This window comes from Microbacterium umsixpiens (assembly GCF_053543675.1).
The window spans coordinates 3,918-16,005 of record NZ_JBLVOH010000002.1 but is presented as its reverse complement, the minus strand read 5'-3'; the positions used below and the strand labels follow the sequence as shown (position 1 = coordinate 16,005).

The window sequence follows — 12,088 nt, the reverse complement described above, 5'->3', positions numbered from 1 at the left end:
TGACGCCGCAGACCATGGCCGTGATCACGCGCACCTTCCCCCCGGAGCGCCGCGGTGCCGCCATGGGCCTCTGGGGTGCGACGGCCGGTGTCGCGACGCTCGTCGGTCCGCTCGTCGGCGGCCTGCTCGTCGACGGTTTCGGCTGGGAGTGGATCTTCTTCGTGAACATCCCGGTCGGCATCGTCGCGTTCGTGCTCGCCTGGCGCCTGGTGCCGAAGCTCGCGACCCATCCCCACCGTTTCGACATCGTCGGCGTCGTGCTGAGCGCCGTGGCGCTCTTCCTCATCGTCTTCGGCCTCCAGGAGGGCGAGAAGTTCGACTGGGGCGTGATCTGGGGTCCCATCTCGGTGTGGGGTCTGATCATCGTCGGACTCATCGTTCTCGGGCTGTTCATCCTGCAGCAGGCCAAGACACGCAGCGAACCGCTGGTACCGCTCGAGCTGTTCCGCGACCGCAACTTCTCGGGAGCGAACGTCGCCATCGCCGCGGTCGGCTTCACGGTGACGAGCATGTCGCTGCCGATGATGTTCTTCCTGCAGACCGCGCGCGGGCTCACCCCCACGGAGGCGGCGCTGCTGCTGATCCCGATGGCGGTGCTCTCGGGTGCGCTCGCTCCGGCGGCGGGCAAGCTGCTCGACCGGGTGGATCCGCGCATCATCCTCATCCCGGGTCTGCTCTGCGTCGCCGGTGCGCTGATCTGGTATTCGGCCCTGATCAACATGGACACCCCGATCTGGATGTTCCTGCTCCCGTCGGCACTGATGGGCATCGGCAACGCGGGTATGTGGGGGCCGCTCGCGACCACCGCGACGCGCAAACTCCCGCCGCGCCAGGCGGGTGCCGGTGCCGGCATCTACAACACCACCCGGACCATCGGGTCGGTCATCGGCTCGGCATCCATCGCCGCGTTCATGCAATCCCGCCTCGAGGTGAACCTGCCCGGTCTCGCCGATGCACCGGCCGGCATCTCGACCGGGGGAACGCTGCCGCCGCAGGTGGCCGACGGGTTCGCCGCGGGCATGTCGCAGGCGATCCTGCTGCCGGCGTGCGTCATGGTGGTCGCGCTCGTCGCCTCGCTGTTCCTCGGTCGCTACGACAAGGCGGATGCCGCGGCTCCCGCAGCCGCGCGTCCCGAGTAGTCGAGTTCGGGAGGGTGCCGTGTCCGTCGGTTTGCGGATACGGTGCCTTTCTGGTGTCATCGGGCGATGACGATCGCTCTCGTTCGACCGACCATCGACCTCTTCGACTCCTGGGCCGCTGCTGTGGCCGAGTTCGACGGCGGACACATCGACGGAGGCGGTTACGAGCAGGGGCTCGTGCCCGACCGGGCGGCGTGCGAGGCGTTCGTCGCGAAGGCCGAGCTGTACGCCACCCCGGGTGCAGTCCTTCCTGCGGGGCTCGTGCCGTGCGACTTCTTCTGGATCACCGAGGGCGACCGCGTCGTGGGGTTCATCGCGTTCCGTCGTGAGCTCAACGACTGGCTGCGTCGCTTCGGCGGCCACATCGGCTACGCGACCGTTCCCTCCCGGCGTCGGGAGGGGATCGTGCGCGAGGCCCTCCGGCTCGTGCTCCGCTTCGCGAAGTCCGAGGGATATGACCGCGTGATGCTCACCTGTGACGACGACAACGTCGGCTCCATCCGCACGATCGAGGGCGCCGGTGGAGAGCTCGAAGACGTGGTCGATGCTTCGGAGCCGGGACAGCCGCGCGTGCGGCGGTACTGGATCGAGTTGTCGCCGTCCTGAGCGCGGATCAGCCCTTCCTCACGGTTCGAGCAGACCGGTCGAGGCGGGGGTACGCCGAGGCGGCGGCTAAGGTGGATCCTCGGCGGCCGTCCGCTCGCCTCATCCGATCCCGAGGAGCACCCGTCGTGGTCCGAAATTCCACCCCCGCGATCGCGCGACTGCGCCGGTCTGTTCGCACTGTCGGCGCGGCAGCGCTCGTCGCCTTCGTCGCCGTCGGAGCCCTCCTGGCCGGAGCCGCCCCCGCCACCGCCGCGGACGACGGTGAGAAGTACGTCATCGGAACCGACACGACGTTCGCGCCGTTCGAGTTCACGAACGCGGACGGCGACCTCGTCGGCATCGACATGGACCTGCTCCGTGCGATCGCGAAAGACCAGGGCTTCGAGGTCGAGATCCGCCAGCTCGGATTCGACGCCGCCGTGCAGGCGCTGCAGTCGAACCAGGTCGACGCCGTCATGGCCGGCATGTCGATCACCGAGGCGCGCCAGGAGACGTTCGACTTCAGCGAGCCGTACTTCACCAGCGGCATCCAGCTCGGCGTACTCGAGGCGAGTGACATCCAGTCGCTCGACGACCTCGACGGCAAGGCCGTCGCCGTCAAGACCGGTACGCAGGGTCAGACCTTCGCCGACGAGAACAAGGATGAGTACGGCTTCACGGTCACCCCGTACCAGGACACGACCGACATGGTGGATGCCGTGAAGGCCGGCCAGGCGGTCGGCTACTTCGAGGACTTCCCGGTGCTGGCCTACGGCATCCAGCAGGGGTCCGGCTTCCGTCTGATCGGCAAGCCCGAGCTGGGCGGCGAGTACGGCTTCGCGGTCAACAAGGGCGAGAACCCCGAACTGATCGAGATGTTCAACGCGGGACTCGCGAACCTCCAGTCCTCGGGCGAGTACGACGAGATCGTCGACACCTACCTCTCCGGTGGTGAGGAGTCCGCGCAGCCGACGGACATCATCTCGGTGGCCGTCGAATATTGGCCCGCGCTCATGCAGGGGCTCTGGCTCACCATCCTCGCGACTCTCGTCGCGGTCGTGGCCGCCTTCATCCTCGGCATCATCTTCGGCTTCGGCCGTCTCGCGAAGTTCGCTCCCCTGCGGTGGATCTCCACCGCGTACGTCTACGTCTTCCGTGGCACCCCGATCCTCATCCAGGCGTTCTTCGTGTTCTTCGCGATCCCGCAGCTGATCCCCGACCTGAAGTTCGATCCCTTCGTCGCCGGTGCGATCACGCTCTCGCTCAACACGGGCGCGTACATGACCGAGATCATCCGCGGCGGCATCCAGGCGGTCGATCCCGGTCAGAACGAGGCCTCGCGTTCGTTGGGGCTCAGTCACTGGAAGACGATGCAGAAGGTCGTGCTCCCGCAGGCGTTCCGCATCATGATCCCGTCGTTCGTGAACCAGGGCATCATCACCCTCAAGGACACGTCGCTGATCAGCGTCATCGGCCTCGCGGAGCTGACGTTCGTGTCCCGCCAGATCATCGCGTCGACGTACCTGTCAGCGCAGGTGCTGACCATCGTCGCCATCATCTACTTCATCGTGATCACGCTGCTGACGTTGCTCGCGAACCGCCTGGAGAGGACGTTCAACGCATGAGCAAGATCGTGGTGCAGGACCTGCACAAGTCGTTCGGCGACAACGAGGTGCTCAAGGGCATCAACCTGGCGGTGGAAGACGGCGAGGTCGTCGCCGTCATCGGCCCGTCGGGTTCGGGCAAGTCCACCCTGCTGCGCTGCCTCAACAAGCTCGAGGAGCCGACCTCGGGACACGTCATCATCGACGGCGTCGACCTGACGGACAAGAGTGTGAAGCTCGATGAGGTGCGTCAGCGCATCGGCATGGTGTTCCAGCACTTCAACCTGTTCCCCCACATGACCGTGCTCGAGAACATCACCCTCGCGCCGGTCGAGTGCGGCAAGATGACGAAGGCGCAGGCGCGTGAGCGGGCGCTGGCTCTGCTGGAGCGGGTCGGCCTGTCAGAGAAGGCCGACGCGAAGCCGGCATCCCTCTCCGGCGGACAGAAGCAGCGCGTGGCGATCGCCCGCGCGCTCGCGATGGACCCCGAGATCATGCTGTTCGACGAGGCGACGAGCGCCCTCGACCCCGAGATGGTCGGTGAGGTGCTCCAGGTGATCCGCGACCTGGCCTCGGGCGGCATGACCATGGTGCTGGTGACGCACGAGATGGGCTTCGCCCGCGAGGTCTCCGGCCGCACGGTCTTCATGGACGGCGGCGTCGTGGTCGAAGAGGCCGCGCCCGCCGAGTTGTTCGGCGCCCCGAAGAACGAGCGACTGAAGGACTTCCTCTCGAAGGTGCTCTGACCCGCGCACGCTCTCGCTCTCGCCCTCGCGCTGTCGCCGAGTGCACGGGTTCGTGCCGAGTGCACGGATAGTTCACGTGAACAGGCCGTGCGCTCGCGGATAAGCCGTACACTCGGCGCAGGCGCAGGCGCAGGCGCAGGCGCAGGCGCAGGGAGCGGGGGCTAGTCCGCGACGCGGGCGGCGATGTCGGTGCGGTAGTGCGAGCCGTCGAGACGGATACGGGCGATGGCCTCGTACGCACGGTCGCGCGCGGTGCGGAAGTCGGAGGCCACGGCCACCACGTTCAGCACTCGGCCGCCGGTCGCGATCAGCGATCCGCCGGGAGCATCCGGGCTCGCGGTCGCGGCGTGCACGAGGCGCACGCCCTCGACGGCCGCGGCATCCGCGAGGCCCTCGATCGGGCGTCCGGTCTGCGGCGCCTCGGGGTAGCCCTCGCTGGCCAGCACGACCGTGATCGCGACGTCATCGCTGAACTCGGGCTCCGGCTGGTCTTCGAGGGTGCCGGATGCCGCGGCGAACAGCAGCTGAGACAGGGGAGTGGCCAGTCGGGGCAGCACGATCTGCGTCTCGGGGTCGCCGAAGCGCGCATTGAACTCGATCACGCGCACACCCGCCGGGGTCAGGATGAGACCCGCGTAGAGAAGCCCGATGAAGGGCGTGCCCTCCGCATCGAGCTGCCGCACCACGGGAAGGGCCACGTCGCGCGTGACCTCTTCGACGAAGGCCTGCTCGCTGCCGAACTGCTCGGCGAGCCACGGCAGCGGGGAGTATGCGCCCATGCCGCCGGTGTTGGGTCCGGCGTCGCCGTCGAGTGCGCGCTTGAAGTCCTGCGCGGGGCTGAGCGCACGCACGGTGTCGCCGTCGCTCAGGAAGAACAGGGAGACCTCGGGGCCGGAGAGGAACTCCTCGATGAGCACCGGGCCCGCGGGAAGGTACTGCTGGGCGTGGGCGAGAGCCTCGGCGCGGTCGGACGTGACGATGACGCCCTTGCCGGCCGCGAGGCCATCGGCCTTGACCACGTACGGAGCGCCGAGATCGTCGAAGGCGGCCTCGACCTCGGTGGTGCTGGCGGCACGGACAGCGCGTCCGGTGGGCACTCCGGCGGCATCCATCACCCGCTTCGCGAACGACTTCGAGCCCTCGAGCTGGGCCGCAGCCTTGCCCGGTCCGAACACCGGGATCCCACGGACGCGCAGGGCGTCGGCGACTCCGGCGACGAGCGGGGCCTCCGGCCCGACGACGACCAGGTCGATCGCGTGCTCGTGGGCGAACGCGGTGACCGCTCCGCCGTCGAGAGGATCGACCGAGACGGGGGTCGCATCCTGCGCGATGCCGGCGTTGCCGGGAGCGACGAAGATCTCGTGCTCCGTCTGCTCGGCCCGCAGGGCGAGGATGATCGCGTGCTCACGGGCACCGGAACCGAGGACGAGAATCTTCACCCGTCCAGACTACCGAGGCTCGCGCGTCGGGTTTCGGTGTGTGGCGCGTTCACAACTCAGGAGAAACTGCGCTCCGGGGCGCGCTTCGGCGGCATGTCGTCGTTTATCGGCACGTTTTTGAGGAGTTGTGAACGGGTGGTGGCCCGGAGTCTGGGCCGCAGACCGCCGCAGACCGCCGCAGACCGCCTCAGACCTCGACGGTCCGCTCCACCGTGGCGTCCCAGGGCACCGTCCAGCCGGTGGCGTCGAAGAGGGCGTCGAGCACCATCGCGGTGAACCCCCACACGATCGTCCCGTCGACGTCGAACGCCGGTCCGCGGAAGGTGTGACCCATCCGCGTGAGCGTCGAGGTGAACCGGGACGCAGGGTCGAGCAGCTGAGCGACGGGCACCCGGAACACCTCGACCGTCTCGGCATGGTCGACGGCCACGACCCTCGACGGCGACTGCCACCAGGCGAGCACCGGCGTGACGAGGTGATTGCTCGCAGCGAGGGGGATCACGGGCAGCGTGGCGAGGATCTCGACTCCGTCCGGATCGAGACCGGTCTCCTCTTCGGCTTCACGCAGCGCGGTGGCGACCAGATCGGCGTCGTCGGGCTCCACGCGGCCGCCGGGGAACGAGACCTGTCCGGGGTGGGAGGAAAGGGTGGGCGCCCGCCGCTGCAGCAGCACGTCGAGGTCGCGCGCGACGGCAGCGTCGGCCGTCGGCGCGGGAACACGGTCCAACACCCCGAACAGGATGAGCACTGCGGCGTCGTGCGCGTTGTGCGGGTCGGCGAGCGGCGGGATCCGCACGCCCCACGAGTGGTCGGCGACGGCGGCGAGCAGCTCGGCGCGGGCGCCCTGCGGATGCATGCTCATGCGTCCGAGCTTAGAACGCGTCCGGTGCCCGTGGCCGGCGTGTCCTGGCGCCGCGGAGCGTGCGCGAGCGATGCCGCCGAGCGGCGTGGTTCACGCCATCGTGAGCGACAGTGACGAAGCGGGGGCGGGGTCGCTGCGCAGCCGTGCGTGCAGTTCGATGTCGAACCGCTCCGCGCCGTACCGGAGTTTCTCGCGTTCGATGCCCTCCGCCCGGTAGCCGGATGCCGTCGCCACCCGGCAGGAGGCGGGGTTGTTCACACGGTGGCCGAGTTCGAGTCGATGAAGCCCGTTCCGGAACGCCCAATCGGACACCGCGAGCACGGCGTCCGTCGCAAGTCCGCGGCCGCGGGCGGCGGGTGCGAGCCAGTACGAGATCCAGGCCGTTTCGTGGCGGAGCTCGATCGCGGTGGCTGCCACGTTGCCGACGGCGACACCGTCGTCCACGATCGCCCAGTTCCTCGCCCGCTCGTCGAACAGCAGCGATTCGTCGATGTAGGCGCGCGCCGCCGCGGGCGAGGTGAGCTCGGCGGATCCGAACTGGGTGGCGAGGTCGGGCGCCGTCTGCCACGCCTGTTGCAGAGCTTCCGCGTCGGCGGGCGTCCAGGGGCGAAGGGCGATGCTCATGCCTCCATGATCCCCGTTTCGTGGGGTCCGCGTCGCCGACGCGGACGCGCGCCGAAGGTAGGCTCGCGGGATGAGGCGATGGCGGGGATTCGCGCTGGCCGCGGTGCTGATGGCGGTGCTCACCGGGTGTTCCGCGACGCCCGAGGTCGACACCGACGCCGTGCAGGATTGGATGGCGACGCAGGACTCCCGCGAGGTCGCCGGGTCTCTCGCGACGCTCGCCGGGTTGGCGTCCCCGCTCTCGGATGTCGTCGGCGAAGGCGGGGTCACCGCCGCGTTCGATGAGCCGACGGCGATCGTCTCGGTGCTGTTCGCGTGCTTCGGTCCCGAGACGATGAGCGCCGACATCGCGCTGAGCGGATCGGATGCCGGCGGCTCCGCGATGTCGCAGACGATCCGCACCGACGACCTGGTCTGCGACGGCGAGCCGCAGCGCATCGACATGGGTATGGATGCCGCGACCGAGGTCACGGCGAACGGGCTGGGTCGGGACGCGGTCGGGGCCTGGTCGGTCGTTGTCGTGGGGGAGAGCTGAGCGATGGCCAGGAAGATCGACATCATCGACGGACGTTCGGCACTGGATGCCGTTCGCGACGCGGATGCCGCCGGCGCGAAGCCGCAGCGGACCGACCTCGCCACCGCCGTGCGCTACCTCCTGCAGCTGCTCGACGAGAAGGCCCCGGGCAACAGCGTCGAGGTCCGAGTGCCTCCGTTCGGCGCGGTGCAGGTGATCCAGGGCCCCCGCCACACGCGCGGCACACCGCCGAACGTCGTCGAGATGGATGCCGCGACCTGGATCGCGGTGGCCACGGGCACGGAGGTGTGGACGGATGCCGCGGCCGGCGGTCGCATCCATGCCTCCGGCACGCGCGCGGATCTCAGCGACGTGCTCCCGGTTCGTCCGTAACGCGAGCGCACGCAGAGGTGACGGCGGTCCGCCCCGGAGGGGTGCGGGTCATGCCCGGTCGTGGAGGGTGATCCGGTAGCCGTCGGGGTCGGAGAAGGTGAAGGTGCGACCGAAGGGGCCGTCGATCGGGTCGGCCACGATGGTGTGGCCGCCGGCGACGAGTCGATCGTGGATCGCCTGGACGTCGGTGGCGTGCAGCCAGATCGCGGCGCCGATTCCCGGCTGCGCGACATCGGTCAGGTCGGTGCCGGGCGCGATGTCCCGGAGCGCGAACGCGATCGGCGTCGTCTGGAACACGACGGCGTGCGGGGGGCCCGCCGGCGAGCGGATGAGTCCGAGGTAGTTCTCATAGAACGCCTGCGAGGCGGCGAGGTCGCGCGCCTGGAGGGAGAGGAAGTCGGGGCCGGTGACGGGCATGACGAGAGTCCTTCGTTTCGTGTCAGTTTTCTGACATGAGCAAGCGTATGTCAGACTACTGACATGAGTCAAGATCGCGCCGGCATCGAGCTCGACACGTCGCTGGGCTACCTGCTGAAGGAGGCGTCCAGCGCTCTCCGCGCCTCGATGGAGGAGGTACTGCGCCCGCTCGGCATGACCATCACGCACTATTCCTGCCTCGAGCTGCTCTCCCAGCGCCCCGGCCTCTCGAACTCCGAGCTCGCGCGCGGCGCGTTCGTCACCCGCCAGTCGATGAACGTGCTGCTCCAGGCCCTCGAGCGGGACGGCTTCGTGACCAGGCCCGCCGAGCCGCCGGTCGGGAAGGCCCTCCCCGCCCGCCTCACCGACCGTGGCCGGCAGAGTCTCGCGAAGGCGACCGCCGCCGTCCGTTCGGTCGAGGTCCGGATGCTGTCGGGCATGACCGAGGCCGAGCAGGCGGGCGCGCGGAAGATCCTCCGGGGCATGATCCGCTCCCTGCGCGACGAGGAGTAGTCCGGCGCGCGTGGCCGGGACGCGACTCAGCGCCGAGCGACCACCAAAGGCACCCCGGTGGTCGGATGCGGGAACACGTCGACCGCCTGACCGTAGACGTGCTCGATCCGCTCGGCGGTGAGCACCTCGGCCGCCGGGCCCGTCGCCGCGACCCGGCCGTCGGAGAGCAGCGTGACCCGGTCGGCGTGGGCGAGTGCGGCATTGAGGTCGTGCAGCACGATCGCCACGGCGATGCCGTCATCCGCCCGTCCACGGATCAGCCGCATGACGTCTTCGTGATGCTTGAGATCGAGGGCGGCGGTCGGTTCGTCGAGCAGCAGGATGCCGGTGCTCTGGGCGATCACCCGGGCGAGGGCGACGCGGGCACGCTCGCCGCCGGAGAGCGAAGGCACCGCGCGAGCCTTGAGTGTCGTCACCTCGGTCTGCGCCATGGCGGCCGCCACCCGCTCGTCGTCGTCGTCCGCGGCCGGCGTGCGTGCCCACGGCGTTCGACCCATGCGCACGACCTGCTCGGCGCTGAACGGGAAGGTGACCGTGTTCTCCTGCAGCAGCACGGCGCGTTCGCGGGCGAGCAGGCGCGGCTTGATCTGCTCGATGGGCTGATCGTCGATCTCGACCGTTCCCGCCTGCGCGGTGACGTCACCCGCAAGAACCCCGAACAGGGTGGACTTGCCCGCCCCGTTGGGGCCGACCAGGGCGTGGATCTCGCCGCGGTGGATCTCGATGGAGGCGTCGTCCAGGATCGTCCGCCCCTCGCCGACACGCACCGTCAGCCCCGAGCCGCGGAGCCGCGCGGTCATGCCCATCCTCCCGAACGGCGGCGTGTGCGCACGAGCAGCCACAGGAAGAACGGGCCGCCCACGAGCGAGGTGATCATGCCGATCGGCAGGTCGGCGAGCGGCACGGCGGTGCGAGCGACGAGGTCGGCGACGGCGATGAGCAGTGCGCCGCCGAGCGCCGAGGCGATCACGAGCGGCAGGTGGGCGGGGCCGATCAGCATGCGCATCAGGTGCGGTACGACGAGCCCGGCGAAGCCGATGATCCCGGCGAAGGCGACGGCCGCGCACACCAGCAGGGCGACCGTCACGATGACCACGATCCGCAGCAGTTCGACGTTGACACCGAGGTGACGCGCGGTGCGCTCGCCGAGGGCGAAGAGATCGAGGCTGGGTGCCACGATCAGTGCGACGACCACGCCGATCAGCACGAGTGGGGCCACCAGCTGGATGTTCGACCACAGGGCGCCGTTCAGCGAACCCAGCTGCCAGAACACGATCTGTTCGCGGGTCGACGTGGTGCCGAGGAAGGTGAAGAAGGCCATGCCGGCGCCCGCGATGGCGTTGATCGCGATGCCGGTGAGCAGCAGCGTCACGACCTCGGTGCGGCCTCCGGAGCGACTGATGAAGTACACCGAGAACACCGCGATCAGTCCGCCGAGGAACGCGAAGGCGGGCGTGGTCCACATGCCGAACGTCGCGAGTCCGAACGTGATGCTCGCCGCCGCTCCGAGCGCCGCGCCCGAGGAGACACCGACGACACCGGCATCCGCGAGGGGGTTGCCGAAGATCGCCTGCATGAGCACGCCCGAGACGGCGAGCGCGGCGCCGACGAGGAGCCCGAGCACGATGCGCGGCATCCGCAGGTTGAAGATCACGCCGTAGTCGGTGGATGCCGAGGGGGCCCAAGCGGTGTCGATGCCGATGCCGCGCAGCAGCACGCCGACCAGCGAGGTGGGGGACAGGTCGTACTGCCCGCTCGTGATCGAGACGACGCAGGTGATCGCGAGTGCGACGACCAGGCCGACCGTCACCAGGGCGAACCGGAGCCCCCGGTGCCTGGTCGGCGTCGGAGTGACGACCTCGCCGGTCACTTCGCGGGCTCGGGGGCGTACAGGGCGCGGGCCAGGGCGCCGATCACATCGGCGGTGCGCGGGCCGAAGCTGAGGATCTCGCTGTCGGCCATGTCGATCACCCGACGGTGCGCTCCGGCCGGTGTCTCGGCGACGGCCGGGATCCGCTCGATGAGCCCGTCGATGCCGCCGACCGATTCGAGTCCGTCGGTCATCATCACCAGCACGTCGGGCTGCGCGGCGACGAGGGCCTCGGCGGTCATGGGCTTCATGCCCTCCCAGCCGATCTCGGCCGCGACGTCGACCCCGCCCACCGCGTCGATGAGGGAGTCGGCGCCGGAGTCCTCCCCGAAGATGTAGTACACGTTCGCGCTGCCGCGCACATAGAGGAAGAGCATGCGCGCGCGATCGGACTCGTCGGCGGGCACGACCTCGGCGATCTCGGCGAGTGTCTCGTCGACCGAGGCGTCGAGCCGCGCGATGAGCGCCTCGCCCCGGCTGGGCACCCCGAGGGCGGTGGCGATCTCGGTGACCAGCTCGTCGGTGGTGTCGAGTCGCCGGTCGCTGGAGATCACCACGACCGCGATGCCCGCATCGCGCAGCTGCTGACGGACCTCCTTCGGACCGATCGTGGTGTCGGTGAGGACGACGGTCGGTGCGAGCTCGAGGATCGCCTCGGCGTTCAGCGTGTGTCCGGTCTTGGTGACGACGGGCAGGTCTTCCGTGCCGGCGAAGACCGTCGACGCGTCGCGGCCGACGACCTGGTCGCCGAGTCCGAGGGCGAAGACGGTGGAGGCGATCGTGCCCGAGATGTCGATCGGGAGGATGCGGTGGACATCGGTGATCTCGATCTCGCGGCCTTCGCTGTCGGTCACCGTGACCGGGAGCTTCGGCGCGGTGTCGTCGTCGACGGCCTCGATCGCGCGGCTGGAGAGGCACGCGGTGGAAGGGCCCTCATATCCGCGCACGTCGTCGATCACGTCGAGCGAGGAGAGCGGGACGGATGCCTGCGCGCAGGTGTCTTCGGCGGTGGCGGGTGGTGCGGCGGTCGCTCCGGGCTCGGCGCACGCGGTGAGACCCATGGCGAGAGCGGCGACGAGGAAGACGGCAAAGACGCGACGCATTAGGCAAGGCTATCCTAAAACTTGACGCGCGCTGATTCACACCTCTACGCTCAGGAACGGCGGCTTGCTTAGCCAAGCCTAACCAACATTCGACCCTTCGTCCCGACTGCATTGCGGCACCGCCGGCGCGCGCTCTTCTGCGTGCCCGGAGCCGTGGAGAACCGTGAACGCCACAGCCACAGCATCCTCAGGGAGCACCCGCATACGCGTGCTGCTCGCCGCTTTCGTCTCCTTCCTCCTCGTCGCGGCCGGTGCGGTGATCGTCCCGCCCGCGCATGC

At 69.4% G+C, this 12,088-nt stretch carries 14 protein-coding genes; 7 read left to right on the top strand and 7 right to left on the bottom strand.

Annotated features, from left to right (window positions below; all coding sequences use genetic code 11):
- From ACNPM4_RS00155 to ACNPM4_RS00140, 4 genes are all read left to right on the top strand, one after another.
- A partial coding sequence (locus ACNPM4_RS00155; RefSeq protein ID WP_448984274.1) for an MFS transporter occupies positions 1-1,139 on the top strand: 1,139 nt, incomplete at its 5' end.
- A 66-nt stretch (positions 1,140-1,205) separates the two neighbouring features.
- Complete coding sequence (locus ACNPM4_RS00150) at positions 1,206-1,745, top strand: GNAT family N-acetyltransferase (protein WP_448984272.1); 540 nt, start codon at positions 1,206-1,208, stop codon at positions 1,743-1,745.
- A 125-nt stretch (positions 1,746-1,870) separates the two neighbouring features.
- On the top strand, positions 1,871-3,349 hold the full coding sequence (locus ACNPM4_RS00145; protein ID WP_105710736.1) for an amino acid ABC transporter substrate-binding protein/permease: 1,479 nt from the start codon (positions 1,871-1,873) through the stop codon (positions 3,347-3,349).
- Positions 3,346-4,074 carry an amino acid ABC transporter ATP-binding protein gene (locus ACNPM4_RS00140; RefSeq protein ID WP_029263084.1) on the top strand — a complete coding sequence of 243 codons (729 nt, stop codon included), beginning with the start codon at positions 3,346-3,348 and terminating at the stop codon, positions 4,072-4,074. The genes ACNPM4_RS00145 and ACNPM4_RS00140 overlap by 4 nt, the downstream gene beginning before the upstream one ends.
- 161 nt (positions 4,075-4,235) lie before the next feature.
- On the opposite strand, the gene purD is transcribed toward ACNPM4_RS00140, so the two are convergent.
- The 3 genes from purD to ACNPM4_RS00125 all read right to left on the bottom strand — a co-directional run bounded on the left by purD (position 4,236) and on the right by ACNPM4_RS00125 (position 6,999).
- On the bottom strand, positions 4,236-5,513 hold the full coding sequence (purD, locus tag ACNPM4_RS00135; protein WP_448984269.1) for a phosphoribosylamine--glycine ligase: 1,278 nt from the start codon (positions 5,511-5,513) through the stop codon (positions 4,236-4,238).
- A gap of 187 nt (positions 5,514-5,700) precedes the next feature.
- The gene (locus ACNPM4_RS00130; RefSeq protein WP_448984267.1) at positions 5,701-6,375 is read right to left on the bottom strand and encodes an NUDIX hydrolase; all 675 of its coding nucleotides are present in this window, start codon (positions 6,373-6,375) and stop codon (positions 5,701-5,703) included.
- Positions 6,376-6,465: 90 nt separating this feature from the next.
- Positions 6,466-6,999, bottom strand: a complete 534-nt coding sequence (locus ACNPM4_RS00125) for a GNAT family N-acetyltransferase (protein WP_448984265.1) — start codon at positions 6,997-6,999, stop codon at positions 6,466-6,468.
- Between the two features lie 70 nt (positions 7,000-7,069).
- On the opposite strand from ACNPM4_RS00125, the gene ACNPM4_RS00120 reads away from it, so the two are divergent.
- The gene (locus ACNPM4_RS00120) at positions 7,070-7,534 is read left to right on the top strand and encodes a hypothetical protein (RefSeq protein WP_448984263.1); all 465 of its coding nucleotides are present in this window, start codon (positions 7,070-7,072) and stop codon (positions 7,532-7,534) included.
- Between the two features lie 3 nt (positions 7,535-7,537).
- A complete protein-coding gene (locus ACNPM4_RS00115; RefSeq protein WP_372468163.1) occupies positions 7,538-7,906 on the top strand; it encodes a sterol carrier family protein in 369 nt (122 codons plus the stop codon).
- Between the two features lie 48 nt (positions 7,907-7,954).
- On the opposite strand, the gene ACNPM4_RS00110 is transcribed toward ACNPM4_RS00115, so the two are convergent.
- Positions 7,955-8,323 (bottom strand): VOC family protein, encoded by a 369-nt coding sequence (locus tag ACNPM4_RS00110; protein ID WP_262002814.1) that lies wholly within the window; start codon positions 8,321-8,323, stop codon positions 7,955-7,957.
- A gap of 63 nt (positions 8,324-8,386) precedes the next feature.
- On the opposite strand from ACNPM4_RS00110, the gene ACNPM4_RS00105 reads away from it, so the two are divergent.
- Positions 8,387-8,836, top strand: a complete 450-nt coding sequence (locus ACNPM4_RS00105; RefSeq protein ID WP_262002812.1) for a MarR family winged helix-turn-helix transcriptional regulator — start codon at positions 8,387-8,389, stop codon at positions 8,834-8,836.
- Between the two features lie 26 nt (positions 8,837-8,862).
- Here ACNPM4_RS00105 and ACNPM4_RS00100 read toward each other — a convergent pair whose 3' ends face one another.
- From ACNPM4_RS00100 to ACNPM4_RS00090, 3 genes are read right to left on the bottom strand one after another with little or no spacing between them, the layout of a single operon-like run.
- Positions 8,863-9,636 (bottom strand): heme ABC transporter ATP-binding protein, encoded by a 774-nt coding sequence (locus ACNPM4_RS00100; protein WP_448984260.1) that lies wholly within the window; start codon positions 9,634-9,636, stop codon positions 8,863-8,865.
- Positions 9,633-10,706 (bottom strand): FecCD family ABC transporter permease, encoded by a 1,074-nt coding sequence (locus tag ACNPM4_RS00095; RefSeq protein ID WP_105710745.1) that lies wholly within the window; start codon positions 10,704-10,706, stop codon positions 9,633-9,635. Before ACNPM4_RS00095 ends, ACNPM4_RS00100 begins: the two co-directional genes overlap by 4 nt.
- On the bottom strand, positions 10,703-11,809 hold the full coding sequence (locus tag ACNPM4_RS00090; RefSeq protein WP_448984258.1) for a heme/hemin ABC transporter substrate-binding protein: 1,107 nt from the start codon (positions 11,807-11,809) through the stop codon (positions 10,703-10,705). The genes ACNPM4_RS00095 and ACNPM4_RS00090 overlap by 4 nt, the downstream gene beginning before the upstream one ends.
- Positions 11,810-12,088: the final 279 nt, after the last annotated feature.